The organism is Streptomyces sp. NPDC055506 (genome assembly GCF_053643595.1).
Genome location: NZ_JBSHKH010000106.1, coordinates 22,974 through 29,469, shown reverse-complemented (window position 1 = coordinate 29,469; position 6,496 = coordinate 22,974). Strand labels below are relative to the sequence as shown.

The window sequence follows — 6,496 nt, the reverse complement described above, 5'->3', positions numbered from 1 at the left end:
CGCCGGGAGTGCCCGCGGCCGTCACCCCCGCGCGACGGCCGAGGTCACTCCCCCGCCGGCCCCGTCGGCCCCGCCCACGCCGCCAGGCTGGCGTGGACGCGGTCGATGTGGGCCCGCACGTCCTCGCCCTGCTCGGCGTGCGCGCGCAGGAGCCGCTCCGTCTCCTCCTCGACGCGGTCCGCGTGTTCCCGGGCCTGGGCGACCAGCTCCGCGGCACGCTCCTGCGCCTCCTCCTGCCGGCTCCGGGCCGATTCCCCGGCGTCGGCGAGGGCCTGCTCCGCGTCGGACAGGGCCCGCTCGGCGCGCGCCACCGCCTCGGCGTGGTGCGCGTCCAGCTCCTCCGCCCGCGCCTCCTCCTCGCGCTCCAGCTCAGCCCACCGTTCGGCACGCTCCTTGTCCCGCTCGGCGAGCATCCCGGAGGAGCGCTGCCGCATCTCCCGCAGCGCGGCCAGCGCCTCACCCCGCTGCTCCTTCGCCCCGCACCGGACCGAGACCCGGATCTCGTCGGCCTCCGCGCTCGCCACGAGCAGCCGCTGCCGGGCGCGTTCGTCGGCGTCGGCGCGTACGGCGTCGGCGTGCGCCTGCGCGGACTCGCACATCTCGGCCGCGGCGGCCCGCGCCTCCTCGACGATGCGCCGCGCATCCTCCCGCGCCCTGTCCCGAACGGCCTCGGCCTCCTCCCGGCCGAGTTCGAAGAGCCGCCGCGCCCCCTCCCCGAGCGACGCGTAGTCCTGCGGCGCGAGCCCCGCCACGGTCTCCCGCAGCAGGGCCAGTTCCGCGTCCATCTGCCGGGCGAGCACCGTCAGCCGGGCGGCCCGCTCCCAGGCCGCGTCACGATTCTGGGAGACGGCCTCGGCGTACCTGTCCACCTGCTCGGGACGGTAGCCACGCCCCCGCCCGGCCACGAAGCCGTGCGGCGACACCGACGCGCTGCTCATCCTGGAACCCCTCTCCACCTCACCGACGCGAAGCCGCACAAGAAACGGGATGATTTCGCGCACATCTTGGTGGATCAGGCAGAAGTGTTCATAACGCGACACTCCGCACAGAGGTCACGGGCCCACGACCGGCCCGTACGGCCGTCAGCCCCATGTGGTGCCGGCGGGCTCCTGGATGGTCGTGTTGATGCGGTTGAACATGTTGGTGACCGAGACCGTGAGGATCAGCGCGGAGAGTTCCTTCTCGTCGAAGTAGTCGGCCACCTCGTCCCACAGCGCGTCCGGCACCGATTCCCCCGAGAGGTCGGAAACCCGCGTCACCGCCTCCGTCAGCTTCAGGGCCGCGCGCTCGGCGTCCGAGAAGAAGGGCGCGTGCCGCCAGGCGGCGACGGCCGCGATGCGCTCCTCGCTCACCCCGGCCTTGCGGAGGTTGGCGACGTGCCCGTGCACGCAGGCACCGCAGCCGTTGATCTGGCTGGCGCGAAGCCCGGCCATCTCCGCCACGTCCTGCGCCAGACCGCCCTCCCCGATCGCCTGGAAGATGCCGCCGATGCCCTTCATCGCGCCGGGAAGGACGTACGCCGGGTTCGTCATCCGTGCCTGCATGATCTCTGCCTCCTGAGTCGGCGGTGCGTGTGCTGTCACTCCACTGACGAAGCGGCACGAGGAGATGTGACAGCCGGGCACGAAGAAGCCGGGCCCGGTCGTACGACCGACGGACCCGGCTTCTCTTTCCGCACGTCAGCGGCGATGTGTCACAGCAGTCCGTCCCACATCTGCTCCAGCAGCACCGACCACCAGCTCTCCGGCGACCCCAGCGCCGCCGGGTCGAGCGCGGCCAGCTGGGCCTGGAAGTCGACGGTCCAGCGGCCCGCCTGCTCCTGGTTCAGCCCGAACCGCAGCCGCCACATCCGCCCGAGCAGCGCCAGACAGCGCGCGAACTCCGGCAGCCCGGTGTTCACGAACTGCGGCGGCACGGGCGCCCCGCCCGGCCCCGCCTCCACCGGCACGGCGACGATGTTGGCCGTGCCGTACTGCACGCAGATCGCCTTGCCGAAGTCGCTGCCCATCACCAGATAGGAACCCGCGTCCGAGGCCGGCTGCACACCGCGCTCGGCCGCCAGTTCCGCCAGCGTCGGAACGGGCCGGCCCGGCTGCGCCTGCGCCCAGAAGAACGGGCCCATGTCCATCGGCAGACCGGCCGCCACCAGCGTGTGCGCCACGACCGGCGGCACCCCCTGACGGGACACCGCGGCCTGCTCGAACCGGAACACACCCGGCCCGAACGCGGCCCCCAGCTCCTGCGCGACGGCCTCCGGCGGGACCGGCGGCGCCGCCTGCACCGGCGGCAGCGGAGCACGCACCGGAGCCGGACGCGCCGGGCCGTCCGCCACCTGGTGCAACTCGCCCTGGTGGGCCAGCAGCTGCTGCATGCCCTGCTGCCGGCTCGCGTGGTCCGTGCCGTACGGCGCGATGCTCGTGATCCGCGCCTGCGGCCACTGCTCCCGGATCATCCGCGCGCAGTACGCACCCGGCAGCTCGCACGACTCCAGCTCGGTGTGCAGCTCCAGCACCTGGTCCGGGGGCACGTTCATGGCCCGCAGCTCGTGGAAGATCTGCCACTCCGGGTGCGGCGTGCCCGGCGCCGAACGCCGGATCAGCTGCTGCTCGGAGCCGTCCTGAGCGCGGTAGCGCAACACGGCCTGGTAGCCGGGACCGACCGTCGGCTGCCCGGCGGGCGGCTGCGGATAGCCGTACGCCGGCGGCGGCCCGGGGACGGGCTGACCGGGCGGCGGCACCGCACCGGGCGGCACCGCACCCGGCATCGCGCCGGGCGGCGGCATCGGCGGCGCGCCGGGGGGTGCGCCGGGAGCCTGCGGCGGCGGAGGCACACCGGGGCCGCCCGCCGGGGGCGGCGCGGCCAGCATGGTCTCGGCGTGATGCACGGGCCCCGCACCGGCCCCGGGCACACCCGGGGCGCCAGGGGCACCGGGAGCACCGGGAGCACCGGGAGCACCGGGCGGATGCGGAACACCCGGAGGCTGGGACGCACCCGGCACACCAGGAGCACCGGGCGGCCCCGGAGGCTGCGGCGGCTGAGGCGCGCCCGGGCCTGGCCGGCCGGGATCGGCAAGCATCGTGGCGGCATGGTGGACACCGCCCGGGGGCGTACCACCGGGGGCGCCAGGAGGCTGCGGCGCACCAGGAGCACCTGGCGCAGCCGGCGCACCCGGCGGCTGCTGCGGAGGCAGCGGCGCACCAGGGCCCGTCGGAACCCCGGCCCCCGAAGAACCCCCGGCAACACCGGGACCCTGAGGAGCACCAGGAGCCCCAGGCCCCCCGGGCCCTTCAGGACCGAGGGCCGACACCATCTGCGTCGGCACATACCCGCCCGCCGGCGTCCCCGGCGCACCGGGCCCCGACGGCGGAGGCGTATCGCCCGGCCGCGCACCCGGCGTACCCGGTGCGCCCGGCGGAGGCGGCGTGGTCGGACCCGCGCCCCGGCCACGACCCGGCGGCGGAGTCGCCTTGCTGGTCGCGGCGTCGGCGATGTCCCCGGCGTTCGGCGCGAGCGGCCGCTCGGGCGCGCCCGGCCCGGCCGGCGGCTGCGGATAGCCGTACGGCTGCCCGCCCGGCGCGGGCGGCGGCGTACTGCCCTGCGGCACACCGGCGGGCGGCGTGCCCGGCACACCGGGAGCGGCACCCTGCGCGTGCGGCCCGTCCACCGGACGCCCGCCGGCCCCAGGCCCGTCCACCGCCGGCGTGACCGCCGTCCGCGGAAGCTGGCTCCCGCCCGCGATCAGCGCCGTCTTGGCGTCGGATGCCGTCGCGGGCGGCGGCGTGCTGTCGTCGGCCTCACTCAGCGGCGGCGCGAAGACCGTCGCCGGCAGCGGTACGGAACGGTCGTCACCGCCATCGCCGTTGGTGTCCGTACCGGCCCAGGGCGTCGCCCCGGCAGGCGCGGCCGGAGCCACCGGAGCAGCAGGAGCAGCAGGAGCGCCGGAAGCGTCCGAGTCGCTCCCCCCAGCGGCCGGCCATGATGCGCCACTCCCGGAAGCGGAATCACCGGCAGAAGCAGATGCAGCAGCCCCCGCCCCGGCCCCCCGCCGATCCGGAATCCCCAGCTTGTCCGCCGCGTCCTGCAACCACTCCGGCGGAGTAAGCAGGAAGGACGTCTGATTCAGATCCACCCGCGCGGGAGGCGCCGGCGCCGGCTCGTCCACCGCGTCCGGACGGCCGTACTCCTCCTCGTACCGGCGGATCACCTCACCCACCGGCAGCCCGGGCCACAGCGTCGCCTCACCGCTGTCCCGCGCGATCACCAGTCGCTGCGCGCCCCCGTCCGAGCGGGGCCCGTCCGCACGGTCCTCGGCCCACACCACGAACCCGAGGTCGAACTCCCGCACCCGCACCTCACGATGCTGGTACGACGGCAGGTCGCCGTTGATCCACTCTTCCGCGCGCTCCTGCGCCTGAGCGAAGGTCACCATCGCCGAAGTCACTCCCCCACAGCCGAGGACGACACCGCACCCACCGGCACCACACGCGCGAACCCGCCGTCCACCATCAGGTTCGCCACCGTCTCCAACTCCGGCGGATTGCCCGCCAGCCGCGACAGGAAGAGGTCGAAGTCGTCCCCGCACGGCAGCAGCAGCCGCTCAACCCGCTCCGCCGGCGGCGTCGAGGGATCCACGTCCCGCGCGTCGTCGTACGAGCAGAACCACACGGAGCCGATCCGCTCGCCCTTCACCTTCACGGCGAGCAGCCCGCCCTGGACGAAGGAGACGCCCAGGTAGTCCTTGGTCAGATGGTCCCGCAGACACTTGTTGACGTACACCAGGTCATTGACCGCGGCCTCGTCCCGCACCGTGAAGAACGGCTGGTCGACCAGCAGCCCCAGCTCCGCGTCGAGCGCGGCACCCACCGGCGCACAGCCGCCCGCCGCCTTCAGGAACGACCGGTACGCGCCCGGCAGCCGGTAGCCGAGCTCCTCCTCGACGCCCTGCACCTGCGACTCCGTCACGGCCACCCCCGACTTCGGCAGCCCGAAGTGCGCCGGACGCGTCTCCTGGAGCGGCCGCGTGCCCCGCTTGCCGTGATCGACACCCGACGTGGCCACACCGCCGTGATGCCGCAGCAGCGCCTTCACCTCGACCGGAACCAGCTCCAGCCGCCGCGAGGCGACCGCGTGGTGCCAGGTCCAGCCGTGCGGTGTCGCCACCGCCGGCACCGTGTCCCACAGCTCGTGCCCGGACGCCGACAGCGCGCTGTTCGCCGACACGTAGTCCGTCAGCCGCAACTCGTCGACACCGAAACCCTCCGGCGGCTCCGCGATCTCCGCGATCGCGCGCGCATAGGGCGAGAAGTCGGGGTAGCCACGCTCGTCGACCCGCACCCCTCTCGGGTGACGGGCCGCCCGGACCGGGTCCGGGAAATGCACGACCTGCCCGGCGTAGGCCGCGTTCGGCGGCGCGGCTTGCTGCCCGAGCCGACCTGTCGTCATGGCGGTTGCCCCCTGCGGCACTCTGTACGAACCGTATTGACCACCTTTGGCGCACTACGGCCCGTATCGACTGTCACGTCTGTCTGTCTCGACTGTCCGTCTCGACTTCTCTGCGCTTCCTGCACGCGCCGACCCCGCGGATCACCCTCCGGTTCACTGCATCGATCTCCGAACGGATCACCGCATCGCCCGCGGTGCCGACAGCCTATGCGGTACGACGACACCGGTCACCGGCACCGGTCGGCACCCCCTCCGCTTCCGTGACCAGCCGTCACCCCACCGTGACGGCACACCCCGGAACGGGCGTGTCGCCGCGCCCCAGCTTCCGCAGCAGCCACGGCATTTGGCAGTCTGTGACCCCCGGGGGGATGCACGGAGGGGAAGACGATCATGAACGCGACACAGACGGGACCACACACCGGCAGGTCCGCCGACCCACGAAACGGCGACCCCCGGCACGGCGACCCGCGCCACGGCGACCCGAGAAGCGGCGATCCGCGAGCCGGCGACCCCCGAGGCGGCGACCCCCGCATCGGCTGGAGCGCCACCGAAGCGGCCCACGCCCCCGCCCTCCACCACCGCCGCGACGGCATCCTCCCCACCGTCGCCGCCGCACTCTCCGTCCGCGGCGCCACCCTCACCGGCACCGCCGCCCGCGGCGACACACCCCCGGGACTGCACCCCCTCGTCCAGGACTTCCTGGACACCCTCACCAGCGCCCAGCGCGACCGCTACACCGGCCGCTGCGCCGAAACCATCCTCATCTCCCGGCACATCGCCGCCGCCGACACCGCCCGCAGCAAACGCGCCGCACGAAAACCCATGACCAACGGCGAGGCCCGCAAAGCCCTCAAGCAGGCCAAACTCACCGCCCGGCACATCCGCGAGGACGGCGACCCCCTCCACGGCACCTTCGCCACCCCCTGCCGCGCCTGCACCGCGCTCAGCGCCCACTTCGGGGTCCGCATAGTCGACCCGGCGTCCCCGAACGACTGACGCCCGCCCCGACCCCGGAAGCAACCGGCAGCACGGCGCGCACCCCACGCCCGCCGTC

The 6,496-nt window shown here is 74.4% G+C and carries 5 protein-coding genes; 1 reads left to right on the top strand and 4 read right to left on the bottom strand.

The genetic code is table 11. The features are described 5' to 3' along the window. Positions 1-44 precede the first annotated feature (44 nt). From ACWIF2_RS30595 to ACWIF2_RS30580, 4 genes are all read right to left on the bottom strand, one after another. Positions 45-938, bottom strand: a complete 894-nt coding sequence (locus ACWIF2_RS30595; protein ID WP_454364058.1) for a cellulose-binding protein — start codon at positions 936-938, stop codon at positions 45-47. Between the two features lie 144 nt (positions 939-1,082). After that, positions 1,083-1,544 (bottom strand): carboxymuconolactone decarboxylase family protein, encoded by a 462-nt coding sequence (locus ACWIF2_RS30590; protein ID WP_454364057.1) that lies wholly within the window; start codon positions 1,542-1,544, stop codon positions 1,083-1,085. Between the two features lie 149 nt (positions 1,545-1,693). Beyond that, a complete protein-coding gene (locus tag ACWIF2_RS30585) occupies positions 1,694-4,429 on the bottom strand; it encodes an SUKH-4 family immunity protein (RefSeq protein WP_454364056.1) in 2,736 nt (911 codons plus the stop codon). A gap of 8 nt (positions 4,430-4,437) precedes the next feature. Further along, positions 4,438-5,442, bottom strand: coding sequence for an SMI1/KNR4 family protein (locus tag ACWIF2_RS30580; protein WP_454364055.1), 1,005 nt, complete (start codon positions 5,440-5,442; stop codon positions 4,438-4,440). Between the two features lie 390 nt (positions 5,443-5,832). On the opposite strand from ACWIF2_RS30580, the gene ACWIF2_RS30575 reads away from it, so the two are divergent. Further along, on the top strand, positions 5,833-6,438 hold the full coding sequence (locus ACWIF2_RS30575; RefSeq protein WP_454364054.1) for a YwqJ-related putative deaminase: 606 nt from the start codon (positions 5,833-5,835) through the stop codon (positions 6,436-6,438). Positions 6,439-6,496 lie beyond the last annotated feature (58 nt).

What these genes read in the sequence shown, in the direction of transcription:
- ACWIF2_RS30580 (WP_454364055.1), bottom strand. Translation starts at nt 5,442, where the DNA reads ATGACGACAGGTCGGCTCGGGCAGCAAGCCGCGCCGCCGAACGCGGCC.
- ACWIF2_RS30585 (WP_454364056.1), bottom strand. Translation starts at nt 4,429, where the DNA reads ATGGTGACCTTCGCTCAGGCGCAGGAGCGCGCGGAAGAGTGGATCAAC.
- ACWIF2_RS30575 (WP_454364054.1), top strand. Translation starts at nt 5,833, where the DNA reads ATGAACGCGACACAGACGGGACCACACACCGGCAGGTCCGCCGACCCA.
- ACWIF2_RS30595 (WP_454364058.1), bottom strand. Translation starts at nt 938, where the DNA reads ATGAGCAGCGCGTCGGTGTCGCCGCACGGCTTCGTGGCCGGGCGGGGG.
- ACWIF2_RS30590 (WP_454364057.1), bottom strand. Translation starts at nt 1,544, where the DNA reads ATGCAGGCACGGATGACGAACCCGGCGTACGTCCTTCCCGGCGCGATG.